Annotated in this window: 16 protein-coding genes and 1 pseudogene; 10 read left to right on the top strand and 7 right to left on the bottom strand. The window is 55.5% G+C overall.

What is annotated here, in order from left to right:
- Positions 1–226: 226 nt before the first annotated feature.
- On the top strand, positions 227–973 hold the full coding sequence (locus tag GUC22_RS27470; RefSeq protein WP_227673677.1) for an SAM-dependent methyltransferase: 747 nt from the start codon (positions 227–229) through the stop codon (positions 971–973).
- 101 nt (positions 974–1074) lie between these two features.
- On the opposite strand, the gene GUC22_RS21580 is transcribed toward GUC22_RS27470, so the two are convergent.
- A complete protein-coding gene (locus GUC22_RS21580) occupies positions 1075–2415 on the bottom strand; it encodes a carbohydrate porin (RefSeq protein ID WP_024359119.1) in 1341 nt (446 codons plus the stop codon).
- A gap of 123 nt (positions 2416–2538) precedes the next feature.
- Positions 2539–3936 carry an MFS transporter gene (locus GUC22_RS21575; protein ID WP_024359118.1) on the bottom strand — a complete coding sequence of 466 codons (1398 nt, stop codon included), beginning with the start codon at positions 3934–3936 and terminating at the stop codon, positions 2539–2541.
- Positions 3937–4374: 438 nt separating this feature from the next.
- Here GUC22_RS21575 and GUC22_RS21570 point away from each other — a divergent pair, with 438 nt between their 5' ends.
- From GUC22_RS21570 to GUC22_RS21555, 4 genes are all read left to right on the top strand, one after another.
- Complete coding sequence (locus tag GUC22_RS21570; RefSeq protein ID WP_004129304.1) at positions 4375–5406, top strand: LacI family DNA-binding transcriptional regulator; 1032 nt, start codon at positions 4375–4377, stop codon at positions 5404–5406.
- 251 nt (positions 5407–5657) lie between these two features.
- Positions 5658–6587: a dihydrodipicolinate synthase family protein gene (locus tag GUC22_RS21565; protein WP_004129307.1), complete on the top strand. Its 930-nt coding sequence runs from the start codon at positions 5658–5660 to the stop codon at positions 6585–6587.
- A gap of 143 nt (positions 6588–6730) precedes the next feature.
- Entirely contained in the window at positions 6731–7579 is an 849-nt protein-coding gene (locus tag GUC22_RS21560; RefSeq protein ID WP_160183765.1) for a fumarylacetoacetate hydrolase family protein, read from the top strand.
- 112 nt (positions 7580–7691) lie between these two features.
- On the top strand, positions 7692–8981 hold the full coding sequence (locus GUC22_RS21555; RefSeq protein WP_160183764.1) for an anaerobic C4-dicarboxylate transporter family protein: 1290 nt from the start codon (positions 7692–7694) through the stop codon (positions 8979–8981).
- 165 nt (positions 8982–9146) lie between these two features.
- Here the strand turns inward: GUC22_RS21555 and GUC22_RS21550 are convergent, their stop codons facing one another.
- Entirely contained in the window at positions 9147–9632 is a 486-nt protein-coding gene (locus tag GUC22_RS21550) for an NAD(P)-binding domain-containing protein (RefSeq protein ID WP_148854837.1), read from the bottom strand.
- A gap of 104 nt (positions 9633–9736) precedes the next feature.
- Positions 9737–10009, bottom strand: a pseudogene (locus GUC22_RS27465) (TolC family protein); the annotation flags it as partial.
- Positions 10010–10097: 88 nt separating this feature from the next.
- Here GUC22_RS27465 and GUC22_RS21540 point away from each other — a divergent pair.
- The 4 genes from GUC22_RS21540 to fabF (GUC22_RS21525) all read left to right on the top strand — a co-directional run bounded on the left by GUC22_RS21540 (position 10098) and on the right by fabF (GUC22_RS21525) (position 16350).
- A complete protein-coding gene (locus GUC22_RS21540; protein WP_064411241.1) occupies positions 10098–10718 on the top strand; it encodes a TetR/AcrR family transcriptional regulator in 621 nt (206 codons plus the stop codon).
- A gap of 68 nt (positions 10719–10786) precedes the next feature.
- Positions 10787–11896 carry an efflux RND transporter periplasmic adaptor subunit gene (locus GUC22_RS21535; protein ID WP_049085660.1) on the top strand — a complete coding sequence of 370 codons (1110 nt, stop codon included), beginning with the start codon at positions 10787–10789 and terminating at the stop codon, positions 11894–11896.
- Entirely contained in the window at positions 11893–14982 is a 3090-nt protein-coding gene (locus GUC22_RS21530; protein WP_160183763.1) for an efflux RND transporter permease subunit, read from the top strand. The genes GUC22_RS21535 and GUC22_RS21530 overlap by 4 nt, the downstream gene beginning before the upstream one ends.
- Before the next feature lie 81 nt (positions 14983–15063).
- Positions 15064–16350 carry a beta-ketoacyl-ACP synthase II gene (gene fabF / locus GUC22_RS21525; RefSeq protein ID WP_049099851.1) on the top strand — a complete coding sequence of 429 codons (1287 nt, stop codon included), beginning with the start codon at positions 15064–15066 and terminating at the stop codon, positions 16348–16350.
- Positions 16351–16803: 453 nt separating this feature from the next.
- On the opposite strand, the gene GUC22_RS21520 is transcribed toward fabF (GUC22_RS21525), so the two are convergent.
- A complete protein-coding gene (locus GUC22_RS21520) occupies positions 16804–17550 on the bottom strand; it encodes an NADPH-dependent F420 reductase (RefSeq protein ID WP_024359109.1) in 747 nt (248 codons plus the stop codon).
- A gap of 99 nt (positions 17551–17649) precedes the next feature.
- Between GUC22_RS21520 and GUC22_RS21515 the strand changes: the two genes are divergently transcribed.
- Positions 17650–18018, top strand: coding sequence for a winged helix-turn-helix transcriptional regulator (locus GUC22_RS21515; RefSeq protein WP_004132581.1), 369 nt, complete (start codon positions 17650–17652; stop codon positions 18016–18018).
- Between the two features lie 179 nt (positions 18019–18197).
- Here the strand turns inward: GUC22_RS21515 and GUC22_RS21510 are convergent, their stop codons facing one another.
- Both GUC22_RS21510 and fabF (GUC22_RS21505) read right to left on the bottom strand, forming a co-directional pair.
- Entirely contained in the window at positions 18198–18893 is a 696-nt protein-coding gene (locus GUC22_RS21510) for a DJ-1/PfpI family protein (RefSeq protein WP_049085678.1), read from the bottom strand.
- Between the two features lie 270 nt (positions 18894–19163).
- The gene (gene fabF / locus GUC22_RS21505; protein ID WP_049085663.1) at positions 19164–20435 is read right to left on the bottom strand and encodes a beta-ketoacyl-ACP synthase II; all 1272 of its coding nucleotides are present in this window, start codon (positions 20433–20435) and stop codon (positions 19164–19166) included.
- Between the last annotated feature and the right edge of the window lie 9 nt (positions 20436–20444).

The following is a 20444-nucleotide window of genomic DNA, read 5'->3' as shown; positions in this document are numbered from 1 at the left end:
GATTGAAGAGAGCGGCAAGGTGACGCGCTTCGGCAGCCAGATGACCGCATGGCGCGATGACGGCTATCTCGACCTGCTGCGTACGGCGGGTTTGACCACCATTACCCGCCCGTATGAGGCGGAATGGCCGGTCAGCGAAACCTTTGCCGGCAAGCTGTACGCGCTGCTGGCCGAAAAAAACGTTCCCGATTCTCTTTGTGCAACACCCATAAAAGGAATTCAACCATTGGATATCCCACGTATTTTCACCATTAGTGAAAGCGCTCACCGCATCCATAACCCGTTTACGCCGGAAAAATATGCCGCCCTTGGCCGCGTGCTGCGGATGAAGGCCGGAACCCGCCTACTCGACCTCGGCAGCGGTTCCGGGGAGATGCTCTGTACCTGGGCGCGCGACCACGGCATTCACGGTATCGGCGTTGATATGAGCGCGCTGTTCAGCCAGCAGGCCCAGCAGCGGGCAGAAGAGCTCGGCGTTGCCGACAGCGTAACCTTTATTCATCAGGATGCCGCCGGGTACGTCGCCGAGGAAAAATGCGACATCGCCGCCTGCGTTGGTGCGACCTGGATCGGTGGCGGCGTCGCCGGAACTATCGCGCTGCTGAGCAAAAGCCTCAAACCCGGCGGTATGCTGCTGATTGGCGAACCGTACTGGCGCAAGATTCCGGCAACGGAAGAGATAGCACAGGCCTGTGGCGCCTCTTCGCTCGCCGACTTTCTGACGCTTCCCGACCTGGTCTCCTCTTACGATGCGCTTGGCTATGACCTCGTCGAAATGGTGCTGGCGGACCAGGAAGGTTGGGACCGCTACGAAGCGGCGAAATGGCTCACCCTGCGCCGTTGGTTAGAGGAAAACCCCGATGATGACTTTGCGTCAGAAGTCAGGGCGGAGCTGACGATGGCGCCAAAACGCCATGTCACCTGGACGCGTGAGTATTTTGGCTGGGGCGTGTTTGCGTTAATCAAGCGGTAGTTGAAATACCCGGCATAGCCGCAAGGCTATGCCGGGGCAGGGGGATTCAGAACCGCAGGAAAGGGCACCTTGGGTCAGGCCTGACGGCGGAGCCCGTGTTATCAGAATTTCACGGTCACCTGATTGCCGATCACCCACGCGTTTTTAATCTCCTCGCTTCCTCCCGGGTGGGCCAGCAGCTGCAGGTTAGGGCGCACGGTCAGCCAGGGCGTAACGCGGAAGCTATAATGCAGCTCTGCGGCGTACTCGGCTTTGCGAACCGGGACATACAGGGGATTATCGTAATCCTCGATCCCCCGCATCTGGTTCAGGAGCTGCGCCCGACGGGCGACTCTGTCGTTGGCGTGCATTTTACTGACGCCGAAGCTGATAAAGTCCTGCGGACGACTGGCGAAAGGACCTTTATAAATGGCGCCTGCCTGCATCTGATAGTCCATTGTCGCTGTATCTTTATCATTCATTGCCATATGCGCGAAAAGGCTAAGGCCATTTTGTCGATGGCTGCTCGAGTGGGTAATTTGCTGGCTGATATAGAGATAACCTCCGTAGCGGCCGTCGTGTCGCCGGGCGGCCTGGTGCGTGAGGACATAGGGGTCGCCATTGTCATCATCCAGCACATCGTTGGCCTCCGCCGTGTTATACCAGCCCCCGAGTTTCCAGATGCCGGGGAGTTTTGCCGCGCCGAGGGTGGGTGAGTATCCCAGCTCAAAAAGGTACATGTACCCCAGATGCCCGGTTCCATCGAGCTCGAAGCTTCCGTGGCGGGTGGCGTAGTTAGGATTGTACTGAAACGCCCCGGCCTGGACGTATAGCGCTGGGGTAGGGCTGTATTTGACGCGGCCACCCCACTGGCCTATAGGGGTGTTATACCAGACGCCGCTGCCGTGTCCGGCTAAAGAACCGCACAGCGACAGGTTTTGAAAAAAGCAGCCGTTATTATCAAAATCCTCTCCTGGCGGCATCAGTCCCACCTTGATATCCAGCTTCTTCTCCCACCCGCTTTTTTTGAACCAAAACTGCGTCGCGTGCCATGTTTGCCCCCGCCCGTAGTTACTCTGGACACCGGAGCCTATTACCGGCGCGCGCGGATCCTGTAGCCGATCCTGAGTCAGATCTCGCCCGTTACGATTATTCACCGACGCTTTAAATTCACCGTCGCGAATACCTAAAATCTTTTCCAGGTCCATATCTACGCCGAGAATATACTGGTCGCTGTAGCGCAGGGTTTTATCGCGATCGTAACCGCCGGAAATATTCGTGGCCGTCATCGCGCTATATTCCAGCGTAAAATCATAGCCATGCTGACGCAGATCCGTCCTCACGCCTCCCCACTCTCCGGTCATATTTTTTGCTGTTGGAGAAAAAAGCGTATCGTTGGCCAGAGCCAGTAAAGGATAGAGAAATGCCAGCAGCATCATGCCGCTTTTAATGAGTGTGTTCATGTTTTTCACCGCCCGTTGATGAGCCAGGTCTATGAAGTGTTCCCGATAGGGCGCAGCTGAATCAGCCGACTACGCCGACCTCCTGTCAGAGGTGGCTCCGCGAATCCCGGAGCCACAGGCCGTCTATGGCGACAGCTCTTCTAACGATTTCCCTTTGGTTTCAATGGCAAAAATCCACGTAATCAAGCCGCCAATCAGCGCGATGACCGCGAAAGTGACAAACACAAAACGGATCCCGAAGCCGCTGACGATAAACCCGACCATTAATGGGCCAATGGATGACCCCGCGCGTAGCCATGCGCTGGAGTACGCGGTGCCAATGGCGCGTAGCCGGGTGGGATAAAGCTCAGCCGCATAGAGATAAAGCGAGAAGGCGATGGTCTGAAGAATGGCGTAGGTCATGCTTCCCAGAATCAGAATTTCAACGGCGGATTTTGCGCCCAGAACAGAAAGCGCAATCAGCGGAACGACGGCCAGTAAAAAGGCCCATGTGTACCAGCGCTTGCGCCCGACGCGGTCGATCAGCAAGGCGCAGATCACCGAAGCGACGACGCCGCAGGAGGAGGTGATCCAGCCGTAGGCCAGGCTGGTATCGAGGGAGAGGTTAAACCAGGTTTTGTAAAGGGTTGGGAACCAGGTGATCATTCCGTTGTTGACGCTGTAAACCGTCAGCCACAGCCCCCACAGCATAAAGGTGCGGGATTTATAAATACCGCCGAAGAGGGCCTTAACCCCTTCCGGAGCCGCTTTTTGCACCGCGGGGGCTTTTATTTCAGGTTCGGGCAACGTCATCCCACGCCTGATCACCTCAGATTCTAGCGTCGATACGACGTTGTCCGCTTCCTTCAGCCGACCTTTTGCAGCCAACCAGCGCGGTGATTCAGGCATCAGCCAGCGCAGTGGAACGGTCAGCGCTGAGGGAACTAAGCCAATTAAAAACATGACCTTCCATCCATAGATAGGCACAAGAAAATACCCGACCAGGCCCGCAAACATCATGCCGATAGGGAAAATCACCTCATACAACAAAAAGAAACGCCCGCGCTTCTTTGCTCCGACAAATTCGTTGATATAGGCGCTGGCAACGGGAACCTCCGCACCGATACCCACCCCCTGTAAAAAGCGAATAATCAGAATTGACCAGCCGTTCCAGGCAAAAAGGCACGCCGCATCCATCAGAACGAACATGATGATGGTGATACGTAATACGCCGATACGGCCTATTTTTTCCGCCAGCGAACCAAAAAACAGCGCGCCGCACAGCTGGCCCACGTAGCTGGCCGCAATAATAAGACCGACAAACGTCGGCGTAAGGCCCCACTCCTGGGTGAGCAGGGGAAGCGCAAAAGCGATAGCAATAATGGTATAGGCATCGAAAAACGTCGATAAGCCGACGATAACGCGGATCGCCTTCAGCCGCCGGGTGATGGGCAGACGTTCCAGTCTTGCCAGCAGCGCGTCCGGTGTTGACGCCGTTCCGCTGGCAACGGCGTAATCTGAAGCAATGGCCTGAGTTGACATAGTATTACCCTGTTAAACGTTGTCTGGGGCATACACGTAAGGTTCTGAATAACAACAGGGCAACGGACCCTTATCCAAAGACGTGCTGCATATAATGCTCTCTGAATTCGTTTGTGGTAACGTTACTGCAATCGATTTCACTTTCAGTTAATCCTTTGCTGGATTCACCGCTAAGTCAATTGCGCCTGTTGTATAATTGTCGAGCAGTTCACAATCTGAAAAAACTAACCGGTAAAAAAACGAAGCGGTGAACGCAGGGCAAAGTGAATAAAAAGGGTCAATGAACGACCTGCCGGGCGCACCCAGGCAAAGTGAAGCACCATTCCTTTTGTCCGGGCGAGGTTTGACGTAAGATCCTTTAACCCCACGGTTTGCACGATGGTATCCGTTGAACGGGCAACACGGATTTTTACCCGCATTGATGAGTTGGAGCAGCAGATGGATCAAGAAAGTGAACTGAACGATTTGCCGGAAAAAAAGCTGGCGACAATGCGGGATGTTGCTCGCGCCGCGGGCGTTAGCGTCTCGACCGTTTCACGGGTACTCGATGAAAGATTACCCACCTCGCGCAGCGCCTCGGCAGATAAAATTCGCCAGGTTGCCCGAGAGCTGGGCTACCGTCGGGACTATGTTGCTTCCAGCCTGCGGCGCGGCGATACCGGGACGCTTGGCGTCCTGGTTCCCAGGCTAACCGATGCCGTCACCGCCATGCTTTTCGAAGAGATAGCCCGGGCCGCGGCCAGACGAGGGTATTTCGCGATTGTAGCGACCTGCGGGGATAGCAAGGAGCAGGAGAAAAACGCCGTTGAGTCGCTGCTGGATCGCCGCGTGGATGGGCTGATCATGTCCACCTGCCGGCTGGACGATCCGTTGCCGCAAGCCCTGCGTGAACGGGATGTTCCCCACGTACTGGCGCTGCGTACCGACGGTTTTAGCCCCTCATCGGTAGGCGACGATGAGCTTGGCGGCTATCTGGCTACCCGGCACCTGATCGATTTAGGTCACCGCGATATTGGCCTGATTGGCGGCCCTGATTTTGCCTCCAACGCGCGCAACCGGCGTAAGGGCTTTGAGCGGGCAATGCAGGAAGCCGGGCTCAGGATCGAAGCGGACTGGTGCTGCCATTCAGATTTTAACATCGCCTCGGGAGAGCAGCAGGGAATGAAAATTCTCAGCCAGCCTCACCGCCCAAGCGCGCTGTTTGCCGTCAATGACGAACTGGCGATTGGCGTCCTGGCGGCCGCGCACCAGCAGGGCCTGGTGATTGGCGAAGATCTCTCGCTGGTGGGATACAACGATATTCCGCTGGTGAGCAGACTGCCCGTGGCGCTGACTTCGGTCAGAACGCCGCTGGAGCATATCGCCAGCAATGCGGTTGATATGTTATTGAATCCAGAGATAAATAATAATATGCGGATTACCACGCCTTCTCTTATTCCCCGTAAGTCTACCTCGTCTCCACGTAAATAATCCGCCTGCGATCCTCCCCGGCTTTCCTGGAGAAAGCGGGGAGGGTTGAATTTTGTATAACGGATCTCATCCCGGATGCAGATTGCTGTTTAGTTTGTGATCTGCGTTGCATTTTTAACCAACACGGCGTTGACGGTTTTATTTTTGAGGTTCAATGTCAATTACGTGAAAACGATTGCAGAAACGATTTCACTTTCGTTTCAAATCATCGCTTAACTGCAAACAAATGCTTACTCATCAAGGGGATATTTATGATTAACATCGATCTGAGAGGTTTAACTCCGGCTCCGGTTACACCATTCACTCGCGATGGACGCGTAGACTATGATGCCATTCAGCGTCTCGGTAACTGGCTCGGCAGCATCGACGGCGTGAAAGGTCTGGTGGTTCTGGGACACGCGGGGGAAGGGACTTTTCTGACCCAGGAAGAGCAGGCGAATGTGATCCGCGCATTTGTGAAGTCGGTGGATGATAAGCTTCCTATCATTGCCGGTATCACCGGGGAAGGGACCGAAGTGGCTGCGCTGGAGGCGAAGCGCGCCGTTGCCGCCGGGGCATCCGCAGGTTTGCTCTATCCTTCTCACGGTTGGCTGCGTTTTGGCTATCAGGATGGCGCCCCCCAGGATCGCTACCGCGTGGTGTATGAAGAAAGCGGCCTGCCGCTGATTCTTTTCCAGTATCCGGATGTCACTAAAGCCACCTACAACCTGAAAACCCTGCTGGATATCTCCGCGCAGCCGGGCGTATTTGCCATGAAAAATGGCGTACGTAATATGCGCCGCTGGGATACTGAAATTCCGGTGATTCGTCGCGAGCGTCCGGATCTGCAAATCTTAAGCTGCCACGATGAGTATCTGCTGCATACCGCGTTTGATGTGGATGGTTTCCTGGTCGGCTACGGTAATATCGCGCCTGAGCCGTTAATTGAAATGATTAAGGCGGGTAAAGCGGGCGATTACGTTAAAGCGCGTCAGCTGCACGATCGACTGCTGCCGGTGACCAAAAGCGTCTACCACCGCGGTTCTCACATGGAAGGTACCGTGGCCCTTAAACATGCGTTGGTTGCGCGAGGGATCCTTGAACATGCCACCGTTCGCTCTCCGCTGCTGCCGCTCGAGAATGGGGCTGAAAAAGAGATCCACGACGCCATGCGCGCCGCCGAGCTGGGCCGCGTCCGTTAATTCATTCTGAATCAGTTGTGAATCCGCAATGCAGAAATCGGCCTTACTGTATTGCGGATAATCGGTTACTTCGCCCCGGTATCATTTCATTCTCTTCATCATCACGTCGGGGCTTTCACCTCTGTCTCTTCCCAAGGTGATTTATGAAACTATTAAGCTTTCGCGTTAATGATAAAAATAAATATGGTCTGGCGACCGCCGATGGCGTCATCGATCTGCAGGCGCTGTTCCCTCAATATGGCAGTCTGCTTGAATTTCTGCCGCACCTTCATCTGCTTGATACTCTACCGCCGTCCGCGAAGAAAACGCATTATTCCTTCAACGAGATCGCTTTCCTGCCGGTCATTACTGAACCGAAAAAAATCATCTGCGCTGGCGTGAATTATCGCGATAAAAACGTTGCCGGTAACGAGAAGCCCGCGAATCCTGTGCTATTCATCCGCTTTGCGGATTCGCAGACCGGGCATCTGGCGCCGCTCCTCAAGCCGGAACGTAGCAATGAGTTTGACTATGAAGGCGAAATGGCGCTGGTGATCGGCCGTGGAGGGCGCAATATCCCTGAGCAGGAGGCGCTGCAGTATGTTGCCGGCTACAGCTGCTATATGGATGGCTCGGTGCGCGACTGGCAGCATACCTGCTTTACCGGCGGGAAAAACTGGCCAGCAACGGGCGGCTTCGGCCCCTGGCTGGTGACGGCGGATGATATCCCCGACCCGCAAAATCTGAATATTACCACCCGGCTCAATGGCCAGACGGTGCAGCAGGATAATACGGGCAGCATGTTGTATTCAATCGCCGAACTCATTGCGTATATCAGCACCTTCAGCGCGCTCTCTCCGGGAGACGTTATCCTGACCGGCACCCCCGGCGGTATCGGAAAAAAACGTACGCCGTCGCTCTTTATGCAGCCCGGGGACAAGGTGGAAGTTGAGATTGAGCAGATCGGATGCCTGATTCACACCGTGTGCAGCGATGCCGCTGTATCGCGATAAATTGTCGTTCACCGGCAGGTTACATCCAAAGATATGGTGAGCGCGAGTTTGCGCGGCGGCCATGTCATCTTGCGAAGGGTTAATGCCGGACAGGGAGCCGTGGAGGCAATATATGATATTGGTCCAGTTTCTGGTGGTGCTGCTGTTTCTGTACATCGGCATGCGGGTTGGGGGGATCGGCGTGGGGTTTGCCGGCGGCGCCGGCGTGATTGTCCTCAGCGCGCTCGGCGCGACGCCGGGCGATATGCCGATGCTGGTTATCGTGTTTATCATGGTGGTGATCGTGGCGATTGCCGCCATGCAGGAGGCCGGCGGTATTGAATATCTTGTTGACCTCACCGAGCGCCTGCTGCGCCGCTATCCGCGATTGTTAGTCATCACCGCGCCGCTTTCCACCTGGCTATTAACCATGATGGCCAGCACCGGGCAGGTCTCCTTTGCCTGTATGCCGGTTATTGTCGGCGTGGCGAAAGAGAACAATATAAAACCCACCCGCGCGCTTGCTCTCTCCGTCAGCGCGTCTTTGCTGGGTATTGTGGCGTCGCCCATTTCCGCGGCGGTGATTTTTTTCTCGGGGATACTGGAGAAAGGGCATGACGGCTGGAGCTATATTGAGCTCATTGCGGTATCAATACCGTCCACCTTTCTTGCGCTGCTGGTCACCTCCTTTTTTTACCTGTTCTGGGACAGAATCCGCCAGCAGGATCGGCTCTGTGACAATCCGGTTCAGGTTAAGGCACGGACTGAGCGGGCTATCCCGCCCTATGCCGGTCGTTCGGTGCTGATCTTTATCGTTGGGCTGGTTGCGGTTCTGGCCTATGCGATTGTCACCAGTCCAAAATTAGGGCTGATTGCCCATCCGGTCATGAGCAGCGGGCAGGCGCGGGTAGGGGTGATGATGGGCGTTGCGCTGCTGATTGTGGTGTGCTGCCGGGTTAACGTCCACAAGGTCCCGTCCGGCTCGGTGTTTAAAACCGGGATGACCTCCTGCATCTGTATCCTTGGCGTCGCCTGGCTGGGTTCCACCTTTATGGACAGTAATCAACAGTGGCTGCAAAGCGCGGTCTCGTCACATTTATTGGATTCGCCCATTATGTTGGCGCTCATCATTATGGCGGCATCATGTTTCTTGTATTCGCAGGCGGCTTCAACAAAAATTTTATTCCCTGCCGCGCTGAGCATGGGCGTTGCTCCCGCTATTTTGGTCGCCTGCTTTCCGGCTACGGCTTCTCTTTTTATTTTGCCAAATTACCCGACGTTACTGGCAGCGGTAGAGCTGGACGATACCGGCTCCACCAAACTGGGGCGACATATTATCGATCATCCTTTTCTGCTGCCTGGCCTGGCATCGGTGCTGCTTTCTATTCTCTTCGCCGCGGGGCTGGCTCTTATAATTCGGTGAATCACGCCAATCCGGCCTGCGATAGGTTGGGGAGCAGGCCGGTGATTATCTCTAAAACATGGCGAAAATTGTCACGTTTATTCGAGGGGGCAGATGAGCCGTTTTCAGGGAGTTATCATTCCCGTGCTGGTCAGAATTGTTGTAAAATCAAATAGAAATCACCGCTCAGACAGGGCCTCCGGTTGTTGAAGCAAAATCCGATTCGTCGTCCGCTACTAAGAGCGGCCCTAACGAGGCAAACAGGCGCTGTATTTCTTCATCCGCTGCGGTGAGGATGACTGCGGATTGATTTATTCCATCACTATATGCCAGGCGTAATCTGACGCAGTTTGCAGGCTGGAATATCTCACGTAGGGTTCGGGACTGAATACCTGGTACAAGCGAAATCAGGGTGTGTGAATCGCGTAACCGCACACCGCGCGCGAGTTCATTTAAAGTATCAGGGTTAACGCTAATAATAATGACATCCGCTTCATCAATGACCGCCTGGTGATTGTCCAGGGTCCAGCAGGGAAATTTTCTTGCCAGCCTTTGAGCCCGTTCGCTGTTTGCCGGGGACAGAAACACCTGGGCGCCCGTTTCCGCCTGAAAGAATCCTGCGATCAGTTTTTCGCTTAACGCATCCACGCCCAGAACGCCTATTCTTTTCATTCGTCCCCCGGTTACGTGCATGAGAGGCGGCGAGATGACGCTCCGCCACGATAATATCCGGTCTCCGGCGAAGCAGGTCGGCCGGCATCCCCATAGAGGCGATCTGCGCGGGCCTGGGCCATCCGCGCGGTTGCCTGAGCAAGATCCAGATTCTGCGCGAGTGCGTCAGACACCAATGAACTCAACATTGGGTCGTTAAACCCTTCCCACCACACATCAAAACTGGCGATCCGCGAGGCGCTTCTTTGCTGGACGGCAGGCTGAGAGTGATATTGCTTCAAAAGCGGTGCATCGGGACGATGATAATCCGGCCCGACGGCACAGCCCGCCAGTAAGCCAGCCGTGACGGCCAGGACAAGAGTACGCAGGAGAAACATGATGTGCCTTGAGTCAACTTTGATTTGTGACTAAATTACCAAATGGTCACAAGTTGTCAATCGGGGCCTTCTGGGCTAAGCTGGAAAAATGACAAAATACACAAATGCACACTCCTCACGGGGACCGTCGGACCATTGCGTCCGCGATCGGATTGTTGAAGCCGCTACGGAGCACTTCGGGTATTTCGGCTACGAGAAGACCACCGTGTCAGACCTGGCGAAAACGATTGGTTTTTCAAAAGCCTATATATACAAATTTTTCGATTCAAAACAGGCGATTGGAGAAGTCATTTGTGCTAACAGGCTGGCGAAAATCTCTGAGGTCGTCAATGATGCGATTGCCGATGCGCCTACCGCCTCCGAAAAGCTGAGGCGGTTATTGAACGCGCTGATCGAAGCCGGTAACGATCTGTTCTTCCACGATCGCAAGCTTTATGACATTGCTGCCGTTGCCTCCCGGGAGCGCTGGCCTTCCGCCGCCGTCTATCAGCAGCAGCTGCGACAGCTAATACAGCACATCATTCAGGAAGGTCGGCAGGCAGGGGAGTTTGAACGAAAAACCCCGCTGGGTGAGACCGCTGATGCCATCAGTCTGGTCATGCAGCCTTATATTTGCCCGTTACAGCTGCAATTTAACCTCGATACCGCACCCACTGCGGCCGTATTGCTATCCTCATTAATACTCAGAAGTTTAGCAATTCGAAAGTGACCATTGACTTAATTGGTCACATGAAAGAGTATGGTTCAACTGTCCTGTCAAAATGATTAAGGAACTCCATGCTCAGGCTCAAATCAGCCCCTCTTGCCGTTTGCCTGCTGCCGTTTGCCCTCGCGGCCTGCGGTGACGTTTCCGGCACAGACGATCCCCGCACTCAGCCTCCTCTGGTCAGGTCTGCGACCGTAGTGAGTGCGATGGATGCCTCCCGCGCGTTTACCGGCGTTGTTGTCGCCCGCGTTCAAAGCGATCTCGGTTTCAGAGTGCAGGGCAAAATTCTTGAACGTCTGGTCGATACCGGTCAGAACGTCAAGCGCGGCCAGCCGTTGATGCGTCTGGATCCCGTGGACCTCGGCCTGCAGGCGCAGGCTCAGCAACAGGCTGTCGCGGCCGCACGGGCCCGCGCAAAACAAGCTGCGGCGGATGAGGCGCGTTACCGCGGTCTGGTCGCGGCAGGGGCGGTGTCGGCATCGGCCTACGACCAGATTAAGGCGGCCGCCGATACGGCCAAAGCTGAACTCAATGCGGCTCAGGCCCAGGCGAATGTGGCGCAAAACGCCACGGGCTACACGGTGCTGCTGGCCGACGCCGACGGCGTGGTTATGGAGACTCTGGCTGAACCCGGTCAGGTGGTTAGCGCCGGTCAGCCGGTGGTTCGTCTGGCCAGAGCGGGCCAGCGTGAGGCCAGCGTGCAGTTACCCGAAACGTTACGTCCGGCTCCCGCAAGCGAGGCCGAGGCCATGTTGTACGGCACCGGTAAACAGACGGTCCCGGCGAAACTGCGTCTCCTTTCCGATGCGGCCGATCCGGTCACCCGCACCTTCGAGGCGAGATATGTGCTTGAAGGGGCGCTGGCGAATGCGCCGCTGGGATCCACCGTGACGCTGCACATTGCAGACGGTAAATTACCGAACCAGGTGATGCAGGTGCCATTAGCCTCCCTCTACGATCCGGGCAAAGGGCCGGGCGTCTGGCAGATTTCAGGTCAGCCAGCCAAAGTGTCGTGGCGGTCCGTTCAGGTGCTGGGATTGAGTGATGATGCGGCGCAGGTATCCGGTAATCTCCAGCCTGGCGAGAAGGTGGTCGCGCTCGGGGCGCATCTGCTGCATGACGGTGAGGCCGTACGCATGGCTGTACAGAACGATGCCAGCGTCGCCGGGAGTCGGCCATGAGCGACGGCAAATTCAATCTTTCAGCGCTGGCCGTTCGCGAGCGTTCCATCACGCTGTTCCTCATTATCCTGATTACCGTGGCCGGGGTTCTGTCGTTTTTCGAACTGGGACGCGCGGAAGACCCGCCGTTTACCGTCAAGCAGATGACGATTATTTCTGCCTGGCCGGGCGCTACCGCGCAGGAGATGCAGGATCAGGTTGCTGAACCGCTTGAAAAGCGGATGCAGGAGCTCAAGTGGTATGACCGTAGTGAAACCTACACCCGACCCGGTCTGGCTTATACCATGCTGTCACTGCAGGACAGCACGCCGCCTTCACAGGTGCAGGAAGAGTTCTATCAGGCGCGCAAGAAGCTCGGCGATGAGGCCAAAAACCTGCCGGCAGGCGTTATCGGACCGATGTTCAATGACGAATTTTCCGACGTCACCTTCGCGCTCTTTGCGCTGAAGGCGAAAGGAGAGCCACAGCGGCTGCTGGTTCGCGATGCGGAATCGCTGCGTCAGCGTCTTCTGCACGTGCCGGGGGTGAAGAAGGTCAATATTATCGGCGAACAGGCCGAACGCATCTTTGTTTCGTTCTCGCATGACCGGCTGGCCACGCTGGGCGTTTCCCCTCAGGATATTTTCTCCGCCCTTAACAGCCAGAACGTCCTGACGCCCGCTGGATCGATTGACACTAAAGGACCGCAGGTCTTTATTCGCCTGGATGGCGCTTTTGACAAACTGGAGAAAATCCGCGAAACCCCCATTGTTGTCCAGGGCCGGACCCTGCAGCTATCGGACGTGGCGACCGTTGAGCGGGGCTACGAAGATCCGGCAACCTTCCAGATCCGCAACCAGGGGGAAACGGCGCTGCTGCTGGGCATCGTGATGCGGGACGGCTGGAACGGGCTGGATCTGGGTAAGGCGCTGGATGCGGAAACGGCCAAAATTAATGCGGGTATGCCGCTCGGCATGACCCTGACCAAGGTCACCGACCAGTCGGTCAACATCAGCTCCGCCGTTGACGAGTTTATGATCAAGTTCTTTGTCGCGCTGCTGGTGGTGATGGTGGTCTGTTTCGTCAGCATGGGGTGGCGCGTGGGCGTAGTGGTCGCCGCTGCCGTACCGTTAACGCTGGCGATTGTCTTCGTGGTGATGGAAGCTTCCGGTAAAAACTTTGACCGTATCACCCTGGGCTCGCTGATCCTGGCGCTCGGGCTGCTGGTCGATGATGCCATCATCGCCATCGAAATGATGGTGGTGAAAATGGAAGAGGGCTACGACCGCATCAAAGCCTCCGCCTATGCCTGGAGCCACACCGCCGCCCCGATGCTCGCCGGTACGCTGGTCACCGCCGTTGGTTTCATGCCTAACGGTTTTGCCCAGTCCACCGCCGGCGAATATACCAGCAACATGTTCTGGATCGTCGGTATCGCCCTTATTGCCTCCTGGATTGTCGCGGTGGTGTTTACGCCTTATCTGGGCGTGAAGATGCTGCCCGATATCAAAAAGGTAGAGGGGGGACACGCAGCGATTTACAACACCCGTCATTACAACCGTTTTCGCCGGTTGCTGGCCTGGGTTATCGCGCGCAAGTGGATCGTAGCGGGTACCGTGATTGCCGTCTTTACGGTCGCGATACTCGGCATGGGGCTGGTGAAAAAACAATTTTTCCCCACCTCCGACCGTCCTGAGGTGCTGGTTGAAGTGCAGATGCCCTACGGCACCGCTATCGAGCAGACCAATGCCACCGCGGCGAAAATCGAAGCCTGGCTGAGAAAGCAGAAAGAGGCAAAAATCGTCACCTCCTACATCGGGCAGGGGGCGCCGCGTTTCTTTCTGGCCATGGCCCCCGAGCTGCCTGACCCGTCATTTGCGAAAATAGTCGTGCTGACGGACAACCCGGAAGCCCGCGAGGCGCTTAAGTTCAGACTGCGTGAAGCGGTGGCCGGTGGACTGACGCCCGAGGCGCGCGTGCGCGTGACCCAGCTGGTGTTTGGACCCTATTCACCCTATCCGGTGGCTTATCGCGTCATGGGGCCTGACCCTACCACGCTGCGCGAAATCGCAGATAAGGTCGAAAAAGTGATGCAGGCCAGTCCAATGATGAGAACCGTCAACACCGACTGGGGGCCGCGAGTACCGGCGCTGCACTTCACGCTCAATCAGGATCGCCTGCAGGCGGTGGGGCTGACCTCGAATGCGGCCGCGCAGCAGCTTCAGTTCCTGCTTTCAGGGATTCCGATCACCTCGGTACGGGAAGATATCCGTTCGGTACAGGTCATGGGACGCGCGGCGGGGGATATCCGGCTTGACCCGGCAAAAATTGCCGGCTTTACCCTGGTGGGGGCTGCCGGGCAGCGCATTCCGCTGTCTCAGATTGGCGAGGTTGAGGTGCAAATGGAAGAGCCGGTTATGCGCCGTCGCGATCGTATTCCGACCATAACTGTCAGGGGTGATATAGCCGAAAATCTGCAGCCGCCGGATGTTTCTACCGCCATCACGAAGGCGCTGCAGCCGGTCATCGATACGCTGCCGGACGGATACCGCATCGATCAGGCGGGTTCGATCGAAGAGTCCGGGAAAGCCACCAAAGCGATGGTGCCGCTGTTCCCTATCATGATTGCCATGACGCTGTTAATTATCATCCTGCAGGTGCGGTCGATGGCGGCGATGGTGATGGTCTTCCTCACCGCGCCGCTGGGGCTGATTGGGGTGGTGCCAACGCTGCTGCTCTTCAACCAGCCTTTTGGCATCAATACCCTCGTCGGGCTGATTGCGCTGTCCGGCATTCTGATGCGCAACACCCTGATCCTGATAGGCCAGATCCATCACAACGAGCAGGAGGGGCTGGCACCCTTCCATGCGGTGGTGGAGGCAACGGTGCAGCGGGCTAGACCAGTATTGCTGACGGCGATGGCGGCCATACTGGCGTTTATCCCGCTGACGCACTCGGTGTTCTGGGGGACGCTGGCCTACACGCTGATTGGCGGGACGTTTGGCGGCACCATTATCACGCTGGTGTTCCTGCCCGCCATGTATGCCATCTGGTTCAAAATACGTCCTGATACGCAGAAACCTGCGGAACCGCAGGCTGCAGTTTGACCGTGATGCACTAAAGAAAGGGTCGCCAGACGACGTTCCGGCGGCCCTGAAAATATCGACCCGAATGATGAGGATTTAACGATGGCTCTCGAAAGGCGAAAGCGAATAGTCGTAACCGGATGCGGCATGATCGGCCCTCTGGGATGCGATACAGAGATAGCCTGGCGCAGGCTTCTTAAGGGCCAATCGGGGATAAGGCGTCTTTCGCCAGACGTCAGTGACGGAACCGGTGTCGCTGTCGCAGGCCTGGTACCTTCTGTTGTCGAAGATCCTGAAGCCGGCTATGACCCGGAGCGGTTTATACCGACAAAAGAGCGAAAGAAAATGGACCGTTTCATTGAGTTTGCGCTCATGGCGGCCGAGGAAGCGCTGACGCAGGCAGGCTGGCGCCCGGTGGATGATGACTCGCAGCAACGCACAGCAACCATTATCGCATCCGGTGTGGGAGGGTTTGGCGCGATTGCTGATGCGGTAAGGACTACCGATACGCGCGGCCCACGGCGACTATCGCCGTTCACTGCGCCCTCTTTTCTCGCCAATATGGCTGCAGGCCATATCTCGATCCGACATGGTTTCAGGGGGCCGCTTGGCGCGCCGATCACAGCATGTGCGGCTGGCGTGCAGGCGATTGGCGATGCGGCCAGGCTTATCAGAGGCGGCGAAGCTGATATCGCTATTTGTGGGGGGACGGAGGCCGCAATCGATCGCGTTACCCTGGGGTGCTTTGCCGCGGCGCGTGCGCTCTCCACCGGGTTTTCGGAAAACCCGGCTGAAGCGTCAAGACCCTTCGATCGCGATCGGGACGGGTTTGTTATGGCGGAAGGTGCCGGGTTATTAGTGATTGAATCTCTTGAGCACGCGCTTGCGCGCGGCGCGACCCCTCTGGCTGAACTGGTGGGATATGGCACCAGCGCCGATGCATGGCATCTTACCGCCGGGCCGGAAGACGGTAGCGGCGCACGTCGGGCAATTGAACTGGCTTTGGCTCAGGCGGAGGTGAAGGCCGATGAGATCCAGCACATCAACGCCCATGCCACCTCTACGCAGATTGGAGACAAGGGCGAGCTGGCGGCCATCAGGTCTGTGTTCGGTGGGGGATTGGGTGTCGCTATTAGTTCGACAAAGTCTGCCACCGGCCATCTGCTGGGGGCCGCAGGGGGTGTTGAGGCCATATTTACCGTGCTTGCCTTACGCGATCAGGTTATACCGCCGACGTTGAATCTGCATCATCCGGATGAGGCGGGGCAGGGCCTGGATCTTGTCGCGTTAAAGGCCCGTCCTGCTGCTATAACTTATGCATTATCGAACGGTTTTGGTTTCGGTGGCGTCAATGCGAGTCTTCTGTTTCGTCGCTGGGAAACGACGTGATGGCGTGCCACGACTTAATCATGAAGCGTTTATTGATAAGAGCCCGGGGGAGTCGTTTTTATTTTGGCCATTTGGTTCTTATCATCATAATTCAGCTTTATTTTTTTGTTGTCCGTATCGTCTACAGATCAACGCCTGAATAAAGATATTGGCCTCAGTGCCCAACGCTAATTTCTGCATAATATAATAAAAGCTGTACTATTAACCACTGTCGCCACTGGCAGTGGTTTTTTTTATGGAAAAATATCGGTTAACCCTAAAGTCAAATAATGTCTTATTTGCTGTATAACAGGCATTCTTAGGGCGAGTGGCGATCTTAAAGCGTGGTTCACCTTTTTCAACAATGATTTGCAATGGATTGCTAAGCCAGCTTCTGACCATCGATTCTTCTAAAGAATGTGCATTTTGCCGCCGCTCAGGCAGGCACTGCTTTCGTTATCATCGGCAGCCACGTTATACAGGCCAGTTGATGGCTCGATTATTATCTATGATATCTTCATGTGTTGGCGCCTCACCCAGCTTACCGAAGCTGGCATAAAGTAAAGGCAGACGGGCCCGTCCTTCTCCCTTTTTCGCCAGGGGGAAAGCGCGAAGCATGGTGGCAGCCTCCCAGTCACAACAATAGGATGGCGTGCACGGCTGCTGACGCCATGATTCAGCGATAGACCCGGAAAATACGGGGTCAAAGCCGGTATCGTTAACCAGGGACATCGTGATCTGTACTGCGGCTGGATGATCTCCTGCTACTGCGACCGCCAGGCGACCGCGGCTCCCCTCAGGCAGCCCCAGTTCTGCCAGAGAGTCGGCGAGTATATTGTTGAAGGCTTTGATAACGGGATGCCCAATCTGCTCCTGAACCCATTCGCTTTCCGTCCGATCTTCATCCAGCGCAGCAATCTGCGGATCGCGCAGACCTGGATAATAGTTGCTCGTATCAATGACAGGGACATGTGGAGGTAAACCCGAGAAAAACCCATCAGGCAGGCTACTCACCGCCGGGAATGGAATGGACAGAATAACGGCATCTACGTCAGTCACTGCACCATATATGTCCGCCGGCACTGCGTTAATTTCACTGGCAAATTCCCTTACCGCGTCTAAACCGCGTGAATTTGCCACTTTTACCTCATGCCCAGCTTCGCTTAACTTACGTGCAAGCGTACCGCCAATATTGCCTGTACCAATTACGCCGATTCTCATCTTCACTCCTGAAGTCGTTTGCAATAGGGGGTACACTAATCCCTTACTGTGGTAACGACAAGAACACACAAAATAGTGGGTAGCTTACTGGAGGTAAGTATGGAAAGAGACTGGCGTTGTGATATACCTGAACAACGGCTCGTATGGGCGCAGGTTACCAGCGAAGCCCTGAAGATTATTGAAGGTAAATGGAAAACAATCATTTTATGCCAGCTTTTCGCCGCTAAAGTTCCACTGCGCTTTTCTGAGCTTGAACGTAGGATCGAGGGGGTAAATCAAAAGATGCTTATACAGCAGCTTAAGCAGCTGGAAAAAGATGGGATTATATTGCGGACGCTTTATCCTGAAGTTCCGCCTCGTGTTGAATACTCCCTCACGGAATTGGGAACAGCACTGGGCCCATCTATGGCGGCATTGATTGAATGGGCCCTGCTGCGTCGGGAAACGCTTGGCCTTGAGCCTGGTTGAGATAATCAGGCCGGTATATCCCGAATTGTTTATATTTTCCGAAATGATCTTCGAGACTTGTTTCGTCATAACCGACGTTCGCTGTCTGCTCTTAGCGGACCTCAAGCTCGGTCAGATGGTCAGCTTAGTGCCAGAAGCAGACGTTGAAAATGAAAAGGGAAACGCCTTTCGCTACTCCCTTATTTATGAAGTTTGGCTGCTGCTTTCAACGTAGCTTGCAGTCTCTTTTCAATAAATGGCGCAACTTGTTGCTGGGCTTTTTTTAGTTGTTCTTCAGATGCGGAGCGGGGCGAGCCACAGTTAAAGGGAGGGGCTGGGTCATATTCCATATGCAACTGAATATTTTGTGCAATATCAGATCCGAATATTTCTGATACGACATTGAGGGCAAAATCGATACCTGAAGTCACTCCTGCGCCCGTGATACGGTTGCGGTCACGTACTACGCGCTCATTTACCGGCTCTGCGCCCAACAACTCCAACTGCCCCAGTGAAGCCCAGTGCGTCGTCGCTTTATATCCATCCAGAAGCCCTGCGGCGCCCAGCACAAGCGCTCCGGTGCAAACAGAGGTTATCAGCTTTGCTTGTTTACTTTGAGCCCGGATAAACGAAAGGACTTCTTCATCCTCCATCAGGTTTATCTGGCCAGGCCCTCCGGGGACACAAATTACATCCAGTGCGGGACACGCATTGAATGTGGTGGTTGGTTGAATCGCCATACCGCGATCTGAAACCACAAGGTCCAGGTTTTTCCAGATGAGATGAACCTTTGTATCTGGAGCCCGTGTAAAGACTTCATATGGACCAGTCAAATCAAGCTGAGTAAGAGCAGGGAACAGGAGCAGACCGATTGATATATCTGTGGAATGACTCATAAAAGTCCTTTCTCTAAAAATGATTGTTTCAATAGGTTTGTCAATGCACTGAAGCATGTCTCGACAGGACGAATGCCTGTCTGTTTTGACGAGGGGATCGTAGTGTAACTCATCAAATGATCTTAGCTACCTGTCGCCAGTTGGTCAGGCGAACTTCTTTATGTTTTCTCAAGGATACATTTCTGAGTATTAGTTGGAAATCAGTGACTGAATATTTTGCTCTGGTGGAAGTCCCCCACCGACCTTTCCAGAGGGGGAGCTGAACTATTATTACCAGCGTTTCAGCAGCAGGCTGGCGTTGACACCGCCAAAACCAAAACCGTTCGAAAGCGCATAACGCATCTTCTGTGGGCGGGCCACCAGCGCCACCAGGTTCAGACCTTCCGCGTTTTCATCGGGGTGATGCAGGTTCAGCGTCGGCGGCACCATCTGGTCGCGCAACGCCTGAATGGTGAAAATAGCCTCAATCCCGCCAGCTGCGCCTAATAGATGGCCGGTTGCTGATTTCGTCGAGGTAATGGCGACGGGATGTGCGCCAAACAGTTTTTTAATCGCCGCAAGTTCACCTTTGTCTCCAACCTGAGTCGAAGTGGCGTGAGCGTTGATATGGTCAATCTCTTCTGCTGAGATCCCCGCCTGACGAATGGCCATTTCCATGGCCCGGCGTGCGCCATCACCATCTTCCGGGCCAGCGGTCAAGTGATAAGCATCAGCGCTGGTGCCGTAGCCGACAAGCTCGGCCAGCGGCGTGGCGCCTCGCGCTAGCGCGTGCTCCAGCGACTCAATCACGATAAGCCCGGCACCTTCTCCCATTACAAAACCATCGCGGTCGCGGTCAAAGGGGCGGGAAGCGGCTTCCGGATGGTCGTTGGAGGAGCTGGAAAGCGCCTTTGCTGCAGCAAACCCGGCAAGACTAACACGATGAATTGCCGCTTCTGCACCACCGCAGAGGGCGATATCTGCCTCGCCGCTGTGGATCATCCGTGCAGCATCGCCAATGGCCTGCGCGCCTGCCGCGCAGGCGGTTACCGGCGCGCCTATGGGGCCACGGAAACCGTGGGCGATAGACACATGCCCGGCGGCCAGGTTGGCAAGAAAAGAGGGGATGGTGAACGGAGACAGGCGACGCGGCCCGCGCTCATCCGTCGTATGTACCGCATTGGCGATCTCGCCGAACCCGCCGATCCCGGTGGCAATGACCGTTGCGGTGCGTTCTTGTTCTGTCGCTGATTCAGGCGACCACCTGGCCTGCGTTAGCGCCTCATGCGCGGCAACCAGCGCAAACTCGATAAAGCGATCCATTTTTTTGCGCTCTTTGGCCGGGATGATCGCTAGTGGATCGAAGCCGTGCAACGCATCGTGTTCGATGGACGGAACCAGTCCAGCCACTTTGCAGGGAATATCCGCGACCAACTGCTCGCTAAGCTTTGTAATACCTGACTTCCCTGCCAGCAGAGATTGCCAGACATGCTGTACGCCGCACCCCAGAGGGCTGACAATCCCCATCCCGGTTATGACAATGCGTTTAACTGAAACGCCCATAATCAACTC

The organism is Klebsiella sp. MPUS7 (genome assembly GCF_009905335.1).
Taxonomy (GTDB): Bacteria; Pseudomonadota; Gammaproteobacteria; order Enterobacterales; family Enterobacteriaceae; genus Klebsiella; species Klebsiella grimontii.
This window is presented reverse-complemented; position numbering and strand designations above follow the sequence as displayed.